General features: G+C 43.5%; 10 protein-coding genes and 1 pseudogene. 2 read left to right on the top strand and 9 right to left on the bottom strand.

Translation table 11 applies throughout. The features are described 5' to 3' along the window. Window positions 1-104 precede the first annotated feature (104 nt). The 3 genes and pseudogenes from LG003_RS12515 to LG003_RS12490 form a co-directional block, all read right to left on the bottom strand. Window positions 105-611: a contact-dependent growth inhibition system immunity protein gene (locus LG003_RS12515; RefSeq protein ID WP_112877565.1), complete on the bottom strand. Its 507-nt coding sequence runs from the start codon at window positions 609-611 to the stop codon at window positions 105-107. After that, window positions 611-5,922 (bottom strand): annotated as a pseudogene (locus tag LG003_RS23460) (DUF637 domain-containing protein). The gene LG003_RS12515 and the pseudogene LG003_RS23460 overlap by 1 nt, the downstream one beginning before the upstream one ends. 58 nt (window positions 5,923-5,980) lie before the next feature. Continuing rightward, complete coding sequence (locus tag LG003_RS12490) at window positions 5,981-7,657, bottom strand: ShlB/FhaC/HecB family hemolysin secretion/activation protein (protein ID WP_262980864.1); 1,677 nt, start codon at window positions 7,655-7,657, stop codon at window positions 5,981-5,983. Window positions 7,658-7,961: 304 nt separating this feature from the next. On the opposite strand from LG003_RS12490, the gene tyrP reads away from it, so the two are divergent. Beyond that, the gene (tyrP, locus tag LG003_RS12485) at window positions 7,962-9,167 is read left to right on the top strand and encodes a tyrosine transporter TyrP (RefSeq protein ID WP_390894138.1); all 1,206 of its coding nucleotides are present in this window, start codon (window positions 7,962-7,964) and stop codon (window positions 9,165-9,167) included. Window positions 9,168-9,223: 56 nt separating this feature from the next. On the opposite strand, the gene LG003_RS12480 is transcribed toward tyrP, so the two are convergent. Further along, a complete protein-coding gene (locus LG003_RS12480; protein WP_228901689.1) occupies window positions 9,224-9,766 on the bottom strand; it encodes a YfaZ family outer membrane protein in 543 nt (180 codons plus the stop codon). Between the two features lie 285 nt (window positions 9,767-10,051). Here LG003_RS12480 and LG003_RS12475 point away from each other — a divergent pair, with 285 nt between their 5' ends. After that, a complete protein-coding gene (locus tag LG003_RS12475) occupies window positions 10,052-11,494 on the top strand; it encodes a catalase (protein ID WP_262980863.1) in 1,443 nt (480 codons plus the stop codon). Between the two features lie 98 nt (window positions 11,495-11,592). On the opposite strand, the gene menE is transcribed toward LG003_RS12475, so the two are convergent. From menE to menD, 5 genes are read right to left on the bottom strand one after another with little or no spacing between them, the layout of a single operon-like run. Then, complete coding sequence (gene menE, locus LG003_RS12470) at window positions 11,593-12,993, bottom strand: o-succinylbenzoate--CoA ligase (RefSeq protein ID WP_262980870.1); 1,401 nt, start codon at window positions 12,991-12,993, stop codon at window positions 11,593-11,595. Further along, window positions 12,981-13,952, bottom strand: coding sequence for an o-succinylbenzoate synthase (gene menC, locus LG003_RS12465; protein WP_262980862.1), 972 nt, complete (start codon window positions 13,950-13,952; stop codon window positions 12,981-12,983). Before menC ends, menE begins: the two co-directional genes overlap by 13 nt. Beyond that, the gene (menB, locus tag LG003_RS12460) at window positions 13,952-14,809 is read right to left on the bottom strand and encodes a 1,4-dihydroxy-2-naphthoyl-CoA synthase (RefSeq protein WP_112877582.1); all 858 of its coding nucleotides are present in this window, start codon (window positions 14,807-14,809) and stop codon (window positions 13,952-13,954) included. The genes menC and menB overlap by 1 nt, the downstream gene beginning before the upstream one ends. 10 nt (window positions 14,810-14,819) lie before the next feature. Next, the gene (gene menH / locus LG003_RS12455; RefSeq protein ID WP_192881010.1) at window positions 14,820-15,590 is read right to left on the bottom strand and encodes a 2-succinyl-6-hydroxy-2,4-cyclohexadiene-1-carboxylate synthase; all 771 of its coding nucleotides are present in this window, start codon (window positions 15,588-15,590) and stop codon (window positions 14,820-14,822) included. Further along, a complete protein-coding gene (gene menD, locus LG003_RS12450) occupies window positions 15,587-17,281 on the bottom strand; it encodes a 2-succinyl-5-enolpyruvyl-6-hydroxy-3-cyclohexene-1-carboxylic-acid synthase (protein ID WP_262980861.1) in 1,695 nt (564 codons plus the stop codon). The genes menH and menD overlap by 4 nt, the downstream gene beginning before the upstream one ends. Window positions 17,282-17,345: the final 64 nt, after the last annotated feature.

Raw genomic sequence — 17,345 nt, 5'->3', positions numbered from 1 at the left:
AAATAATTAGCGGACACATAATAGCTATTACGTGTCCACCTTAATTAACTCTCTAAATCAAAGATCATGAATAATTAATGCAAAAGCAAACTGTTACCTTATCGTCAAACATAACTTCTGCAACGCGAAAAAGCCAGCCGTAATGCTGCACCCACTTCCGCAGGGGAACTGTCTGCCGGAATGATGACATAATCAGATTCAACAATGCCTTTTCCTGTCCAGAGCTCAAGTTTTTCATGACCAGTAGGTCGTATTGTGATATTTCCATCCAGCAATTGTATACCACAATCTCGCATTCTTTTAAATAATCGACGTTTTGAACGATAACCATAAGTTTTGATTAATTCATCAATCCATTCTTTATATTGTCCATCACACTTCTCTGGCTCAAAGAAATCATCTATCTCTTCCAAAGGAATGAGCCGACTCTTAAATAACGCATCAAGAACTGCCATACCTAATTGCTCATCATCTACATCAGGAGATAGCAAATAGTAACTCCCTTGTGGATCAGCGCCTAACATCCGATAACCAGAAAAAGTTTCAATGCAGTAAAAATCGCCATTAAACATGCATCTAGCATTTCTCCATCGTTTAAAAATTTCGCTCATTATTTCACCACTATAATTTTGACATTAACATTTTTTTCTGAGCCATAAGATATTGCACGGTTAATTTGCTCCCATTGTTCTATTGTTGTAGCTTTGGGTACAGCAATCCGAACTTCACGCTGTGAAATCATTCCCGCATTTAAATTCTTTTTACCCAGTCTCGCCTCGGTAAAGTTTACTGTGGCATCTATATTCCCTTTTATAGAAGTATAAAGTTGTTTTGGATTCTTAATTCTGGAAACAGTACGTGTATCCAATGTTTTTACACTGATAGCCAAACCTGTTTTTCCATCATAAAAATCAAAAACCTCAAACCTTTCAGGCAACCGAGAACCTGCTGGCATCTGCGTAGCAACAAAATCCTCAAAAGGATACCCCTGCTTATAGATATCTCCTCCCCACTCCATTTGGGTTTTACTACCATCTTTTTCTACCCGATATACACTCCGTATGTCTACTGTTGGGTGCGGATCTTTTGAGATGACTTTCGACAATTTAGCCGTGGCAGATGTAGACCCTTTGACCGCACCAAAGCCACCGCCGGCCATACTGGCTATTCCAGTAACCAGTTTTCCTATCTCCAGACCCGCATTATAAGCCCCTCCCGGACCCGCTTTTTCATATTCAGCTTTGACAGTATCAAGCTGCTTGAGATAACTATCCTTTGTTGCCTGCCAGATAAAACCGGGCATATCCTCCTGAATCAACAGTGTTCTAAGCGATTCAATGACTTCCGAAGGATTAGATACCGCGCCGACAATTGCCACCACACTATCATAGAGTTCTGATGGAATACCGGATACAAAACCCGCGGCCAGATAGCCATCTTGTGTGTGACTAATCAAGCCCCATTTAGCAAAAATCTGCGCTTTTTTAAGGTAACTGGACTCAGCGGCAAGCTCTTTTTCCATTAATTCCCGCTGATGATGGGCCAGATAGTTATAACGGAAAGTGTTTTCTGCACTGCTCGCTCCACTGTAAGCGCCATCTGCTTTACCGGTAAATACTGCTCCGGCAAAGCCGCCAAAAACACGGGCAATTTGCGCCTGCCGTTCCGATGTTCTCTGCCATTCTTCGGCTTTGATGAGATTATCTCCCATCATGACGCCAGCCAATTCCGCAGCCAAAGCCCCCGCCATTGCGCCTTTAACATTTCCTCTGCCAATTTCAGCGCTGACCCCTGCTACAACCGCGTGGCTTAACATTTTACCCGGTATTCCCAATACCTCGCCATTATCACCAATCAATCTGGCGCCTTCAGCATTAATCTGGCTGCCAATATTAGCCAACAGAGCCGTAGTCAAATTATCTTTAAAACTGCCGCCGTTAATGACTGTATTCAGGCTGGAACTAATAATGGATTGACCAGCCACCCGTTGGACGACTTTGTTCCAATCACCATTGCTGATTTGGGGTAATTTCGCTTTTGTGGGATCTAATGTAGTACCATCAGCCGCTTTATCCCATCCCATGTAGGAATCAAATCCGGCCAATGCGCCACCAATCGCCATTGAGGTAATTGTTGATTTAACCGCATCACTGCTACCTAATACTTTTAGCGCTTTGGATATGTCCCCCTGATTATCCACAATAGCAACCGCCGCCTGTGCCGCCAGTGATGACATACCCGCAGTTAACGCCCCACCCGCAACGCTATTACCCGCATAAGATGCAACAGATGCCGCTAAAGAGCTGCCTGCGGTTGCTGCCGCTGCCGCAATCGCAATTACCGCAGAAACCACTGGGTTTAAATGCTGGCTCTTGTGATCCCACTGTCATAAGCGTCTTTGACCACATTCCATTGGATATCTTTATTTTCACGAAGCCCTTTCAACCAGGCTGTTTCTGGCGTATTTCCCAATACGGCCAGGACATTTTGCAATGACTGACCATTTTTAGCTTTGATATCCGCGCTGACACCTTTAGCCGCTTCTACTGTCAGTTTTCCACCAGTGAAAATCTGCGGTAATACCCATTGGGTTTCGGTATAACCTTTATCCCTTTGCTTAATATAAAAGCCTTTGGAAGACGTAATAGTCTGTTCAAAAGCGGTATTTTTGACCGCCTTAAAATTGACTTTACCGTGAGTGCTGGTCAGTTTGGCGTTTTTATTAGTCGCAATTTTACTGGCTTCGTAAGTGCTGTCATCCCGACTTAACAGATTAATATCACCACCAGCAGTAAATTCAGTGACTTTATTAGTAACATCATGACGGGTACGTTTAATGGTTTTCTTTTTGCCATACCACTTACGTTTGGTTTCTGTTTTCTCATCATGGCTGGATTCTTCCATCGCCTGAGCGTATAGATAGCCACCTTTCGCCGCGACGTCCATTGCACCTTTGGCCGTCAGTTTAGTGGCTTGGAAAAGAATACTGCCGTTTGAAATAACAGTTAGTATACCGCCGCTCGTCAATGCAGTACCTTGCTGTGTGACTGATTCGGTAAATTCCCTGCCTTTTTCTCGGTAAGAGTGATTCTGCACTGATTCAAAACGCATATTGCCGCCGGAAGAAATCGTTGTATTTCCGCCTGAGCTTAATGTCGCGCCTTGGGTAATCAGCGTTCCATTAGCAGCCAGGGTAAGCTGTTTTCCACCATTAACTACAGCAACAATATGGCGATCATCTTTATTGTTATCAATAGCGGAATAGCCCAGCGCTAATAAGTTAATATTCCGACCTGCTGATAATAATGTGTTACCTTTAGCGTTAATTTGAGCCGCTTTGCCATTGATATCTGCACCACTGATAATATTGATATTATTTCCTGCGGTTAACCGGCTACTTAACTCACCAGAACGGGACGAGGGAAATAATCTACTCAACGAAGGTGATAACTCACGGGGAGTGAGATCAATACTTTTTGCAGAAGTTAAGTTGATATCTTTTACTGCTGAGATATTAACTCCCTTAACAGATAGATTGCCTCCAGCATTAATCACAACCGAGCTTTTGGCATCAAGCTTACCTAGCTTAGATAACATCTGATTAAAGAGCGTTTGTTCTTTACTCTCAGCGGTCACGTCTCCCATTCGTTTATGTGTCAATAAATCACTGTTATTATCAATGGTAATATCATTATTCGCAGATAAAGAAATATTATGACTTTTCGTTAAGAAAATATTGCGAAGCAGAATATTCTTACCTGCATGTAAGAGTAAATCACCCGTAGCTTCCAGGCTACTTATTTTACGCGTATTATCAGGATTAAAATACTCTGGCTTACTACTACTCTGAAACTGAATATTCCCGTTGCGACTGATAATAGTTACATCTTTACCTTTTAGTTCACCTTGCAAGGCATTAATGTTATTAGCTGCTGTTATAGATAAACTATTTGACGAAATCAATGCGGCATTATTAAGATTAATATCATTCTCGGAAATAATATTTAACCCATCAGTCGCCTTTAGTTTATCAGTAATATTGATTTTACCCGCGTGAAGCAAAATGTTTTTTGCTGATAATGTGTCAGGTCGAGCAGTTACAGTTACTTCTGACAGATTTTTTGCATCATCAGGAATCAACGTTCTGATATTTAAGTTATTTTTAAAATCCGCTACTAGATTTTTTTCCGCACTAATTGAAGACGATATATAACTTTCTTCTCACCAAGTATATAACTCTCCTTGCTTGGTATACTCTGCGTCTTCATAAACATAAAATAAATCCCAATCACCAGGTAGTGCATCATCATCTTTGAATTCACTGCCAACCAGAGGGTTTGATGTAGTATAATGCCAAAATGTATTTTTCTTACCTAATTGACGGCTGATAACATCAATATTTTCCCCAGTGAGAATAAGATCCTGCTTTGCATATATAGATGAAACATCATTTCGCAAATTAGTTGCATTAATATAAGCATTACCACCAGAAATAATATTTCCCGCTGGGCTTATCGCCTTTATTGAAAATCTATCCTGTTTAATGTTGATAAAGTTATTTTTTAATAAATCAACAATACCAAACCATTTATCACGATTAAAATCTTTCAGTTTTACAGCCAATGTAATGACGGAATCAACACCTTGTCTAATACCATAAAAACTACCAGCCCATTTATTAATTTCTACTGAATCAGCCGGGATAGTTTTCCATTCCGTTATGGTTTGATCTCTGATATTATCCAGTTTATCAGTGCGAACAACCAAATCCCCTTTCACAGTCTTTATCGTCGCAGACTTGTTTTCAATCAGAGCGCTCTTATTCCCCTGAGCATCTTTCTGTAACCACATATTATTATTAGCTTGCAGAAGTGATTTATTTCCGGCATTACGTATAGTATCACCAAATATCCGCATATCCCGGCCCGCAGTTACACTCCCTTTATTATCCAATTTAGTACTTGCCAGAGTAATATCCCGTTCCGCTTGTACCTTGATATTTTGCGCAATATGAGTCTCTTTAGCGCTAAGATTAAAATCCGTTTTGGCTTTGGCATTTCCCAGCTCAATTTTGCCATTAACGTTTAAGGTAATATCACGCTGATTGCTGATTAAATCCTTAAGATTAACACCGACACCATCTTCTGTAGCAACCAAACGGATTTTATTGGCATACATGCCGCCTAATGCTTTGGTATCAACGGCTAATTGAGGTTTAGCACCTTCTCAAGTGATTTTTTTCACTGTGCCATCGTTAAAATCAATCCGGTTAGCTCCCTGCGTCAGGGATAAATTATTAGCTTGAATTTTTCCATTTAATTCAGTCGCTCGACTGATAATATCGATATAATCTGTCGATTTGCCATCCAGCCCTTTGCTACCAATGGTAATCTGGCCTTTTTTAACCTCCAGTGCTTCCAACGCACCCTGTTTATCAAATTGAGGCTTACCGGTAGTCAATGTTGCACTGCCGGTATTAATAAAACCACAGCCATCGCAGGTAATGCCATTGGGGTTAGCAATCATCACATTGGCTTTATGACCAACTATCTCTAGTTTTCCCTGAAGATTAGATCGTCCACTGCCAGTAACTTCATTAATAATCAGTTCAGCCGATTTTCCATTCAAGTTAGGGTTAACATTAAGTTGTCCGGCTAATTGTGATTTAACTGCCTGAGTGGCGTTATTTAATACGGCACCCTGAGTGGCAACATTAAATTCTTTATAGGTGTTGCGAGATATTCCTGCACCATTAGGCGTAGCAATATTTACGATCGGCACATTACCCTGGTTTTGTACCTGTGTTCGGTTATTATCTGGCGCGATCCCAGCCGCAATAGCAGGATGAAGGGGATATACGGCAGTAAGATAAATTAAAAGATAACAAGCGCCCCTTGCCATAGGGCCGTTACGTCTATCCATTATTCTGTCCTTTCTTAATTTGAGTACAAAGTTATTGGTATATACCCGTATTACATCGCTAAAAAATCAGTGATACAGACCAGTAAACTACCCAGTTATCCGGTTTCAGATGGTCTGGATAAATCAGTGGTGTTCCCAATGTCATCGTTTGATTGAACCTGCGGTGAGTCAGTGATATGCCAAGCGCTGTACCGGTAACATTACCACCATCGATTTGTCCGGTTTTTCCCTGTAACCAGCCAGTATCCAGCGCCCCTGTTAAGGCAAGTTCACCTACAGGAAGAGTTGCAATCTGCCAGTTCAGCTCATTACGCCAATACCCACCGCGATTGCCGGTCAGGTATTGTTCTTTAAATCCCCGAACAGAGTATTGCCCACCCAATGAGAGACGTTCACTGGCATAAAGGTTGTACGGTGTGGTTTGACCGTAAACAGATGAGAGGTAATAAATGGAGTCGGTGACCGGGATAAAATAGCTAGCACTCAGACTGAATTTGCGGAATTGGCTACGTGGAGCATCCGGGAAATACGGGTCATCTTTTGTTGCACCTAACACGGGTAAGCTATAACTCAATGCAGGGTTGAACGTGATATAGCCACCCGCCAGTACCGAACTGTAATTGATACCAAGATTGGCAACACTTAATGTCGGGCTGCTGATGGATAATTTCTTTCCTGCAAACAAATTCGTTGTCTGACAATGTGTTATTCCTGCATTCAGAGTCAGTTTCTGCTCACCGTCACGATATAACGTCCGGTTTATTACTAGCCGGTGAGTCTGATTGTCACCTTCATAGCGGTAGGTTTGTGAGCCAATCGGAACCTTCTGAAAAGAATCGTTCCACGCATATTGATAGCTGAACAACCAGTCACCATAAGGAACCGTCACATTGGAAGAGAAACTTCGACTACGGTGATTATTACGGAAATCGCTGTTGCGGCTGGCAGATAATGACCATTGGTCAGCAAGGCGTAATAGATTATCTACATTCACACTGGCGTTAATTTGCCCGGCACCAGTACTTTTTTGACCACTATTATCCACCCCCAAACTGGCGCCAACCGGCAAACGAGTCGATATTCGTTTTAAGATAACCGCAGAATAACCAAGCTGTTTTCCCGGCTGAATATCAATGGTTATCTGCTGGGAAGGAAGCCGGTTCAGTTGTTCCATCCCCTGTTCAATATCCCGAAGATTCAATGTTTTACCAACCATTCCCGGAAAGGCCATTTTCAATGAAAGTGGTGTCTCACCATCAAGTGTGATTGATTCAACTTTGCCTTCACTCACGGTAATAATGAGCATACCGGTGGATAAATCCTGTGCTCTGAGTCCAGCACGAGAAGTGACATAACCTCGCTCAATATAGGCATTCGATACTTTACGCACCAGTTCATTAATATCTGGCAAGGTTAAGCAACGGGATAAATAAGGCTGTATTAGCTTTTCCCGCGCTGACAGGGAAAGGCTCTCAGTGCCTTCAAATTGAATATGGTGAACGGTATGACAGACAGATTTAGCACCATCAATTTCAGGCGCTAAATCTGGCGATAAAGTGATGTTGTTACGCAACGCCTCCCGTTGCTGCTGAGCCTGCTGCAATAACGCTTTTTGTTGTTGAGTGATAACCTCTTGATCCGCTGGGCTAATAAACGATGAAGCATAAGCTTCCCCTGATATAGCGAATAGAACGGATACAACTAATTTCCTAAGACAAACAGATATTCTTTCCATTGATAATTTTTATTTCACAATACGTTTAATTGTTAAAAGAATGAATAATGTCTTAGTTTAACTGTAAATTCAGATGAAAATAAAAGTATATCTTACTTAAGTGTTAGTAAAATATTACTTTTTAAATACTTAATAGAATAAGTAACTTTTTATATTTAATTAAACACATAATTTAGGAACATGCAAAAACACAATTGTAATTATTTATTTACACTTAGTGTAACCGTAGTTTGACATAAATAAGTTAATCCTTTAGCCTGCCTTTCTATAACGATTTCAATCAGTTCAGAAACTAGGGGAAAGCGTGAAGAATCGTACTCTTGGCAGTATTTTTATCATAGCGGGCACGACAATTGGCGCAGGAATGCTGGCTATGCCGCTGGCAGCGGCCGGTGTCGGCTTTGGAACAACCTTTGTGATGTTAATCGCTCTTTGGGTTTTGATGAGCTATACCGCTTTATTGCTGGTGGAAGTTTATCAATACAGCCCGGCCGATACGGGTCTGGGAACAGTGGCAAAACGCTATCTGGGACGAGGAGGCCAATGGCTCACCGGTTTTAGTATGCTCTTTCTCATGTATGCCCTGACCACCGCTTATATCAGTGGCGCCGGTGAGTTGCTCTCAGGCAGCCTCTCTTCATGGCTGGATAAACCTGTTTCTGTCTCATTTGGCGTGCTGATTTTCACCCTTGTCGCCGGTTGTGTTGTCACTATCGGTACTCAATCTGTCGATATGATTAACCGCCTGCTATTTACGGCAAAAATCATCTTTCTGGTTATTATGCTGACCGTCATGATGCCCCACATCAAAAGCACTAACCTGATGTCAATGCCTTTGGAACAAGGTTTGGTATTATCAGCTATTCCCGTGGTATTCACCTCTTTTGGTTTTCACGGTAGTGTGCCAAGTATCGTCAATTATATGGGAGGCGATACTCGCAAGTTACGTAAAATATTTGTTATCGGCAGTGCAATCCCATTAACTGCCTATATCCTATGGCAATTGGCAACATTGGGCGCCATCTCTTCCCATACTTTTGTCGGAATTTTAGCGGAACAATCAGGATTGAATGGGCTGTTAAAAGCGGTGAGAGAGGTTGTCGCGACGCCTCGTGTAGAACTTGCTGTCCGTCTGTTTGCTGATTTGGCGCTGGCAACCTCATTTCTTGGGGTCTCTTTAGGTTTGTTTGATTATATGGCAGATCTGTTCAAACGCCGTAACAACGCGACCGGTCGCCTGCAAACCGGAATCATTACTTTTGTTCCACCATTACTTTGTGCTTTGTATTATCCAAACTTTGTCATGGCGTTAACTTTCGCCGCAGTCGCACTGTCCATTCTCGCCCTGTTACTGCCTTCCATGCTGGCATGGCGTAGTCGTCAAATTGAGCAACGAGCCTATCGGGTAAAAGGCGGAAAACCCACTCTGATTCTGGTATTTCTTTGCGGAATTACGGTAATTGCTATCCAGATAGGTATTGTCAGTGGTTTACTGCCAAAAGTGGGTTAATTAAGAAGCCAAAACTGTCCGCATCAGCAATGGTGCGGACAAAATGCAAAAGTAAATTAGAAATTCAAACCAGCACCGATATAAAATCCATCAGCCAGTTTGTTATCCCTATTTCCCTCTTTCCCTCTCATGTTCATAACCCGGTAACCGGCATCCACCGTCAACGGTTTAAATACGGTAAAACGTAAACCACCCGCGGCCTCAGCATAAGAATCAATACCCGAAGTTAATCTGGATGGCGCACCGTAAACTTCACCGTACAGAGCTAAAGAGGGCATAACAGTCCAACTCAAACCCACACCTGCTGCTAATGCCTCACCATTTTTCCCATCTTTAGGGGATAAATAGAGAGCCTTACCGCCAATGCTGGCCGTCAATGGACCAACAGGCAGGCTAAATGCGGTTCCCAAACTTCCCAACTGCCCATTATGATCACTGCGTGCCCAGTTGCCATTAAAGGATAATCCAGCACTGTTATCACCAATTGCCGCAGAAGTATGGGTGAAATGGCGGCCAGCCTGAACATTCACGGAAATTGCATTCGCTGATTCAGCAATCAACAACAAACCGGTTGCTACCGCGGCAAGATAAACCTTCATGATATTTCCTCTTTATTTACTTAATGTTAAACATCTTACGTAAATACAACTAAACCGATAGACAACAAAAAGAAATGAATCATCTATACTTACTAAATATGTGTGAATTTTTCATTTCATTTGCTTAATAATTAATTATGTAAATAGTTTTATTTTAAACAATAAATAAGAAAATAATAAATAAATTATAAAAAAACACAAAATTTGCATTTCGCCATTTGACCAGAACGTTTTTCTTAATCAGCGATTCCGCTGTTTTTTTTCATGTAAAACAGGAGAAGTGTGATGAAAAAGAGAGGACTTACAACGAATGCTGGCGCCCCTGTCGTTGACAACAATAATGTCATGACTGCGGGTCAACGTGGTCCTATGTTGTTACAAGATGTTTGGTTCTTAGAAAAGCTTGCCCATTTTGATCGTGAAGTGATCCCAGAGCGCCGTATGCATGCCAAAGGTTCTGGAGCTCATGGCGTCTTTGTGGTGACTCACGATATTACTAAGTACACCCGCGCTAAGATTTTTTCTGAAATAGGCAAAAAAACCGAGATGTTTGCCCGTTTCTCAACCGTCGCCGGTGAGCGCGGCGCAGCAGATGCGGAACGTGATATTCGTGGTTTTGCGCTTAAGTTCTACACTGAAGAAGGTAACTGGGATTTAGTTGGTAACAACACCCCGATATTCTATCTCCGTGATCCACTGAAGTTCCCAGATCTTAACCATGTTGTTAAACGCGATCCCCACACTAATTTACGTAATCCTGCCTATAAATGGGATTTCTTCTCTCATCAACCTGAATCACTGCACCAATTAACCATTGATTTCAGTGACCGTGGTGTACCTAAATCTTTCCGTCATATGCACGGTTTTGGTAGCCATGCTTTCAGCTTTATCAACGCAGATAATGAACGTTTCTGGGTGAAATTCCACTTCCGTTGTCAGCAAGGCATTAAAAGCCTGATGGACGAAGAGGCAGAAGCGCTGGTGGGTAAAGATCGTGAAAGCTCTCAGCGTGACTTGTTTACAGCAATTGAACAAGGCGATTATCCACGCTGGAAATTAAAGGTTCAGATTATGCCAGAGAACGAAGCTTCTCAGACGCCGTACAATCCGTTTGATTTGACAAAAGTATGGCCTCACGGCGACTACCCGATGATTGATGTCGGTTATTTCGAGCTAAACCGTAACCCTGATAACTATTTTGCAGACGTTGAACAGGTTGCTTTCAACCCCGCGAATGTTGTGCCAGGTGTCAGTTTCTCCCCTGATAAGATGTTACAAGGCCGTCTGTTCTCTTATGGTGATGCTCAACGTTACCGTCTTGGCGTTAACCACCATCAAATTCCGGTCAATACACCTCGTTGTCCGTTCCATAATTTCCACCGTGATGGGGCAATGCGTGTCGATGGTAACAGCGGAAACACAGTGACCTATGAACCAAACAGTGCAGGATTGTTCCAGGAACAACCTGAATTCAAACAACCATCATTGTCTTTAGAAGGAGATGCCGATAACTGGAACCATCGTCAAGATGAAGATTATTTCAGTCAGCCTCGCAGGCTATATAACTTAATCAGCAGTAAAGAACATCAACGTATGTTTGACCGTATCGCCAGTGAACTGTCACAAGCACATGAAGAGACTCAACGCCGTCAGGTTGAGCTATTTAGAAAAGTTCACCCAGAATATGGCGCTGGTGTTGAAAACGCGCTGAAAAAAATCAAAGGCTAATGTCTAACAACACCATCTTTTAACCCTCTCTGCCCATTATTACACGATAAATAATGGGCAGTACGAAATTCAACATATTGATAGCAAATCAAAATAGCTCAAGAGCAACCGGGCAAATCCAACACCCATTTTTTGATTTGCTGACGGGAAACTTTAATGCCGTTATTTTTAAGCTTTTGAGGTAACAGATAGTAAGCGACTGGGCGCTGAAAAGAAGCCAGTTTATCAATCAACCATTCAGGTAATGCATCAATGACCTCAGATGAATTACTGTCTATCACCGCGACAGGGCGATAACCAAATTCAGGGTCGGGTACGGGAACAATAAAGTTTTGCGCGACCTGTGGATAGGTATTAATCACCCGTTCAATATCTTCCGGCTGAATCCCTTCTCCACCGCTGAAAAATTGATTATCCATCCGGCCAAGTATCTGCAACTCATCATTTTGTATCACTCCTCGATCACGGGTATGAAACCAGCCATCACGATCAGCTAACGGTTGTAATTTACCATCCAGCCAATATCCATTAGCAAGGCTGCCAGAACGAATCTGAATTTCCTCATTTATCAGACGAATTTCTTTGCCCGGTAAAGGATTGCCGACACCGGGAAGATCGTCTGCTCGTTTAATACATACTGTTGAAGCCAATTCGGTCAAACCATAGCTACACCAACAGCAAATGCCTTGCTGCTCCGCTCTTTGAGTCAATTCAATGGGGATTATTGCTCCACCCAACAGCACTTGTTTCAAATTCAGTGTCTGATTTTGTGACTGTTCCAGTAACCGCCAAAGCTGAGTCGGAACCAATGAAGCGTGAGTACAATCTGCCAAAGCATGATCTAACAGATTGGTATTTCTGAGCACTAAAGAAGCCCCTTTGATTAGCCAGCGCCAAATGATCCCCTGACCCGATACATGAAACAACGGCAATGAGAGCAACCAGCTATCTTGTTGCTGAAATTCAATTACTGAAAGTACATCTTGCGCACTGGCAAGATGAGCATGAATTGAGTGAGCAGCCGCTTTAGGCAATCCAGAAGAGCCGGAGGTCAGTATCATACTGGCCGGGCGCATAGCATCCCAACCCACTGAATTATCATCAGAATTTAATGGTTCACTTTGCCAATCGAGGGATTTGGCATCCATCACAGGCAAGTTGTCACCACAAAAATCAGCCACAAAATCGATATTCAAATGTGGCAGTAATTTAGCCAAGAGCATTTCAGGCAGTTGAGGATTCAGTGGCAATACCCGCGCACCACACTGTAGCGCGGCAAGATAGCAAAACAACATCTCTTCACTGTTCTTCCCTCGCAGCATTACACCACTGCCTTCAACTATCCCCTGTTGGCGAAAATTGGCCGCTATCGTATCCAAAGAGATAACTAATTGATGCCAGGTTAGGGAACGATTACGCAACTTGACAGCAATATTTTCAGGGCTAAACGATGCCCAGTAGCGCCATGGCCACTGGGTAAATGAATTTAACTGCGCCATGCGATGTCTAACTCGTCCAATCTTGTTACTGGCATCGTGCTGCCCGGCCAACGGCGCACCAACTGAGACTGAACCAATTCCAGCGTATCCAGTCCAGGAATAGTCGCTGGCGTCAGCCAATGAGCAATACGGGCAAGCTGAGTCAAACCGAAGCTGGTTTCAATACTGGAGCTAATCACCGCCTCCAATCCAGCGTTGTGCGCGGCTGAAATCAACTGACAGCAACGGGCAAGGCTTCCTATTAGAGTGGGTTTAATCACAATAGCAGTCACCCCTGCTTGTGCCTCTACGTTAAAACCTTCATCACGGACGCTTTCATCCCATGCAATGGCAATCCCTGTATCTCGGGCAAAAGCGAGCGATTGTTCCGGGGTTTGACAAGGTTCTTCCAAAAAGGCAATTCGGTTGCGGTAATCAGGATTGACATACTTAGCGAAACTGTCCGCTTTAGCACGGCTCCAACTACGGTTAGCATCCAGCCGCAAAGATAAATCCGGTACCGCTTCCAGTAAAACATTCACTACCATGCCGTCACGTACAGCTTCATACAGCCCGATTTTCACTTTGGCAACTTTTTGCCCACTCATGTTACTGAGACGAACAATCAACTCATCAGGATCACCGTTGCACAATGGCGCTTTCCGGTAATCAGCGTCTTCCGGTAAGTTATCCTGCAATTCAGCTAATGCACAGCTAATCCCAAATGCGACAGAAGGTAATTCACTTTCATCAGGTTCAGCACCAAGATGCCACTGTCTAAGCCATGCCATCGCTGCTTCACCTGCCTGTTCAACGGTTTCTTTGCTGAATTCCGGCAATGGTGCAATTTCACCCCATCCCTGTTGACCATTTTCCTGTAAGTGAACCAAAAAACCATCACGAGTTTTAAGCCGCTGATATCGCAGGATAACACCTGACTCCATTGGCAATCTGAACCGGTATAAAATTGCAGTACGCATTATGGGTTACGTTTAAATTTGCTGAAATCAGGGTGGCGTTTCTCAATGAATGCATTACGTCCCTCCTGACCCTCTTCTGTCATATAGAAAAGCATGGTGGCGTTACCTGCCAGTTCCTGCAATCCAGACTGACCATCACAATCCGCATTTAGAGCTGCTTTTAAGCAACGCAGGGCCATTGGGCTATTTTTCAGCATTTCACGACACCAGCGAACGGTCTCTTTTTCCAGATCCGCATAAGGTACAACGGTGTTAACCAGCCCCATTTCCAACGCTTGTTTAGCATCATACTGGCGGCACAAGAACCAGATTTCGCGGGCTTTTTTCTGACCAACAATTCGAGCCATATAAGATGCCCCCCAACCGCCGTCAAAAGAACCCACTTTAGGTCCGGTCTGACCGAAAATAGCGTTATCAGCCGCAATGGTCAGGTCACATACCAGATGCAGTACATGACCACCACCAATCGCATATCCAGCAACCATAGCAACGACGGGTTTTGGACAAGTGCGAATTTGGCGTTGGAAATCCAAGACATTCAGATGATGCATGCCGTTGTCATCCTTATAACCACCATGATCACCACGGACTTTTTGATCACCACCAGCACAAAAAGCTTTTTCACCCATTCCCGTCAGGATAATCACCCCGATATTGTCATCATAACGGGCATCATCCAATGCCTGCATCATCTCTTTAACCGTCAATGGCCGAAATGCGTTACGTACTTGTGGGCGATTGATGGTGATTTTAGCCATACCATCTGTGGATTTGTGATAAAAAATATCTTCAAACCCTTCAGAGCAGTCCTGCCATACAATTGGGGCATAGAGTTCTTCTTCGCTCGGGTAAATCATATTCGTATTCCTATACATTAAAGAGTGATAAAAAATGGTTTACTACCGCAGCAAACGCCGCCGTGTCCGCTCGGTGAGCATTATGCCCAACATGTGGAATAGTTTGCAGCGGCAAAGCGCAACGTTTCGCCAATTGTTGGAATTTCTTATCATTTTCGCCACACAGATAAACAAAAGGTAACGCCAGTTGTTGCAATACCGGTACTAACCAAGGTTGATGTCCAAGTGAAGTATTTTCCAGCATATTAGCCACACCATTGCCATTATTATGACGGCGTACTTTGATCAGTTGCTGACGCTGTGCAGGTAATAAATCAGAAAAAACCGGCTGCTGATACCAATCAGATAAAACCTGTTCCATCGGCTGAGAACGAAAACGTCCGGCCCAATTTCTATCGTGTTCGAGACGATTATTCCGCTCCTGTTGGGAAAATAACCCAGGATTTCCTCCTTCAACCAGCAATCCGCATAATCCCTGATTATCACCATAACAGGCATGATACATAGCAATACGGCCCCCTAAGGAGTAGCCAATCAGCCAGTATTTACTAATTTGCTGCTCTGCTAATGTTTCAGATAAAAGACAACTCATCTCCAGAAGATCTTTTACCCGCACGTCAGTGGAATCACCGTGACCAGGTAGATCGATAACCAATGAAGGATGATGATCACACAGATTCACTAATGGCAACCATTCATCACCACAGCCCAATAATCCATGCAACCAAACCAGCCACGGGCGGTCATTGTGACCGTTAAACTTACGATAAGCGAGGCTCACAACATAGCCACCTGTTTTAACAGTTGTTGCAAACACTCAGCTCCTTCTCTATCCGACACTTTTAGCTCAATCAGTGTGGTTTCATTTTGTTGCCATGCCTGTTCAATACTTTGTTGCAATTCCATCCAATTTTGTGGGCTGGCATATTTCAAGCCGAACATCGCCGCAGCATGATCAAAATTAACGTATTGAGGCATACAGTAAAAACGCTGCCTTGCTTCTTCCAGAGTGGGTAGTAAAGAGAAAATCTGCCCGCCGTTATTATTTACCACAATTAATACCATTGGAGCGGAAGGATGACGCAACAGAGCCAAGCTATTGAGATCATAAAGCGCCGATAAATCACCGATAATAGCCAAAGTGGGCTTTGCCGTTGCCCGTTGCACACCTGCCGCAGTGGAAATTAACCCATCAATGCCGCTAGCACCCCGGTTACTGTAAACCGGATATCCCGCCGGTAATTGCCCCAGTGCATCGATCAAACGAATAATCAGGCTGTTACCGACAAACAGCTGCCCGCGTTCAGGCAGTAATTCACACAATCGATAGGCCACCGTTGCTTCACCAAATTTCCCAGCCAATTCAGTTCTGACACAGTTAACTGCTTTTTCTGACCATACTTTGAGCTTTTCTGCCCACAATGTACACGATTGTGCCCACGGTATACGCGGCTGTGCCGGATGAGCCAGTAACCAGTCAGCAATATGACAGGTCAATTTTTTACCACGATGATTGGCAGGATCAAGCCGGCCTGGTATCGGATCAATAATCCAAAACTCCTGCGGCTGGCATTTCGCCTGCCACTGTAACAAGCGTTTCCCTATCAGGCTGGAACCAAACTGCACTACCAGTTGTGCTTGCGCTAAAATCTCCTGCACATGAGGATTATCCAACCATAAATCGGCACAAGGCAATGGCTGCCCAGTTTGTGAAAGCACATTGCCAATCAACGGCCAGCCCAATGCCTTTGCCCATTTAGCAACATTAACTCCCTCTTCGGCACTCATTCGACCAGCCAATACAACGCCTTTTTTCTGTTGCCAACAGTCCCAATCCGCTACTTCTGCCACAACATTAGTTACTGGCTGGCTCAACCAAGGTGTTTTACTTTTCCACCAATCGCCTAACTGCTGCTGCCACTCATCATAAGCAGGCTCTTCATCACCATATAATGGTTCAGCAAATGGGCAATTAATATGCAAGGCCCCATGCCGCAAATTCGCCATACTATGATCGATGACAGAAGCCAGCCAGCTTGCCGGTATATCTACGGTCGGTCTTGGCAAAGAAATTATTTGGCATGGATGAGAAGCAAAAATACCATTTTGACGGATAGCCTGATTCGCTCCACAATCCATCAATTCTGGTGGCCGATCAGCAGTAAGGAAAACCACTCGTTCACCCGTTAAACTGGCTTCAATTAATGAAGGGTAGAGATTGGCCACTGCGGTTCCAGAAGTAACGATAACGGCAACCGGCTCTCTACTTGCTTTGGATAACCCCAGTGCCAGATGCCCTAATCCACGCTCGTCAAAATGAGTATGACAAATCAGTTTGTTATTTGCCGCAGCAGCTATTGTCAAAGGCGTGGAACGTGAACCGGGTGCAATACAAACATGACGTAATCCATGACGAGTAAGTGCTTCCAATAAAAGTTCCGCCCAGCGGCGGTTAAATGCGCTGTTTGACATATTTTACTCAAAAAATTTCTATAAAAACTGGCTATTAGCCTAACGGTACCGATAATTATTTCTT

The organism is Photorhabdus kleinii, assembly GCF_025384885.1.
GTDB lineage: Bacteria > Pseudomonadota > Gammaproteobacteria > Enterobacterales > Enterobacteriaceae > Photorhabdus > Photorhabdus kayaii.
The sequence above is the reverse complement of the archived record's forward strand: the minus strand, read 5'-3'. Positions and strand labels throughout refer to the sequence as shown.